Source organism: Caballeronia glathei, assembly GCF_000698595.1.
Lineage (GTDB): Bacteria > Pseudomonadota > Gammaproteobacteria > Burkholderiales > Burkholderiaceae > Caballeronia > Caballeronia glathei.
This window is the reverse complement of the sequence record NZ_JFHC01000203.1, coordinates 1-1,976: the sequence shown is the minus strand read 5'-3', so window position 1 is coordinate 1,976 and position 1,976 is coordinate 1. Positions and strand designations below refer to the sequence as shown.

General features: G+C 60.2%; 2 protein-coding genes. Both read right to left on the bottom strand.

What is annotated here, in order from left to right:
* Positions 1 to 886 precede the first annotated feature (886 nt).
* Complete coding sequence (locus BG61_RS38260; protein WP_051673106.1) at positions 887 to 1,183, bottom strand: DUF6723 family protein; 297 nt, start codon at positions 1,181 to 1,183, stop codon at positions 887 to 889.
* A 48-nt stretch (positions 1,184 to 1,231) separates the two neighbouring features.
* Positions 1,232 to 1,609, bottom strand: coding sequence for a DUF4142 domain-containing protein (locus tag BG61_RS38255; RefSeq protein ID WP_152565299.1), 378 nt, complete (start codon positions 1,607 to 1,609; stop codon positions 1,232 to 1,234).
* Positions 1,610 to 1,976: the final 367 nt, after the last annotated feature.

Below are 1,976 nucleotides of genomic sequence, written 5' to 3'. Positions count from 1 at the left end.
CGACCGAGATCATGTAGCCCGGACCCGAGAATGCGAGAAAACGCCGCAGCCACAAGCCGCCAATGGGAACCGCGATCGAGGCGTGAACTTCCGGCAGGCTTTGCGTCGCTTCGTCCGAGCGGGAAAAGCTCCACGCGGAAGGGCGGATAGAACGTTTAAAGCCGTCAGACATGGAAGGAGCACCTATGGTGATTCACGAGAAGCCCCTCTGCCAATCTTCGGCGCCGGGCTCGGTGATTAACAAACTCACCGCAACGACGAGGCTAGGCTAGAGGGGGCGTCGTTCCCACGTCATCGAGTTATTCGGCTCCGCAGCTCATGCGCGGCGTGCGCTACCTCCAAAGAGTTTCATTCGCGCTTATCGCCTGCACGCGGCCGGGCTTATGAGACTCGCCTTTCAGTCGTTGCGCGCCCGAAGTGCCCAGCGTCCGCGATCGCAGTCAGCGCGAAGGCAGTATCGATACTTGCTGCAACTGCCGCCGCCGCCGATTTCTGCCCATGCCAAGACGCCTCGTCCGGACTCACGAACCGGGTCCGGTCGTCACCACGCGCAAGCAGTTGCGTAACGTACCCCCGTTTCGTGCAGACTGCCCACCGCGAAATCCACCGGTCGACGCGTTCGCCGCTGCGCGGATAAACGACGATGTAGACACTCACACGGCCAGATCTGAATGTTTCAACTTGCATAACTGCTCCGTGGTCCGCGCTGCCCGCCGCGTCTCTCCGGACACGCATGCTCATTAGCAACGGGCGTTCCATGGGACGACAAACAGATCAAGTCGAAAAAATTCGAAGTGGTCGCAGCCCCGCTCACGTGCGATGGTCCGCGCAGTCGTCAGTGCTCGTGGCGCGAGTTTCGAAAGAACCTTCTTTGAAACGATGCGGGTCAAATCTCCGGACGTGCGATGTCGCCCATAACGATCGTGACGCCGAGCTGTTCGGCGGCCTCGGTAGCCCGCGCCCGGCTCGAAAAAGGTCCAATCGTCGGTGCGCCCTCGAAGGGATAAAGCAGGCGACCATCTGTTTTGCGGACCACTTTGAGGGTGCCGTAGTACTCCGCAGCCGCACCGCGCCGATGCGAGGCGTAGATCGCGAAATCATCCGGTGTGAGTCCGGGTGACGGCGGAACGTAGGCCTTAGTCGGGAAAAGGAGCAGTTTTGGCCGATTTGACTGGCTTCGCATGGGTGTCGTACTTTTCAGTTCGGCCCGCGGAGGCCGGCTTTTCGCCGGCTACCTGGGCTGTTGGTTATGGAGATGCCCTTCGATGGTGGGCAGCGCTTTTTTTGCGCGGCCTTTTTTTAAATCGGCGTTCTGCCCGCCGTCCGCTTCGTTTCTGAACACCTCGACGGCCTTTTTGTGACCGGCAAGCGCGACCTGTTGGAGGTACGCGATGTCAAACTCCTTTCCGCGCAGGCCTTTGAGCGAATCGAGAACAGCGGTGTCGGAGTTGTCCTTCGGCACCGTCACCCCGCGCGGTACCGCCATCTTGAGTTGGGCGGTCGGTTTCGTATAATCTACTGCCATGCGACGTGCAAAAGTCTTCGCGTCGTTGTCCTGCGATCGCATTTCGACGAGCTTTGCCGCGTCGATCTCCGTCGAACTCGACATCGACGCGGCCTGAATTAACTCCTATCAGGAACGGGCAATTCATTCGCGGACCTGGTGGCGCGGCTTGTGCCGCTTAGGCCGCGCAATTGTCGGTACCGCGAGGGTGGTTAAGACAAGGACCACGGCAATCACGCTTCTCTTCATCGCGGCTCCGTGAAACGCCTGGCGTTTGGGAGATGGCGTTTCTGGGTAGCAACTGCCGTTCCGCCGGTCCTGCCAAGACTACCCGGCCTGCCTTACAATGCGCAGCGCGTCGCCAGGCCGGGTCTCTCATCGCTACCTGATATCTCTGCTTGAGCGGGTGAATGTACCGGTGTTTGTCGCAAGGGCGCCGCGGTCAGTCCTTCCGCCAGTTTCTTCGAGTCGC

Bases quoted from the DNA above. Each gene is read 5' to 3' on its own strand.
- BG61_RS38260 (WP_051673106.1), bottom strand. From the start codon at position 1,183: ATGCGAAGCCAGTCAAATCGGCCAAAACTGCTCCTTTTCCCGACTAAG.
- BG61_RS38255 (WP_152565299.1), bottom strand. From the start codon at position 1,609: ATGTCGAGTTCGACGGAGATCGACGCGGCAAAGCTCGTCGAAATGCGA.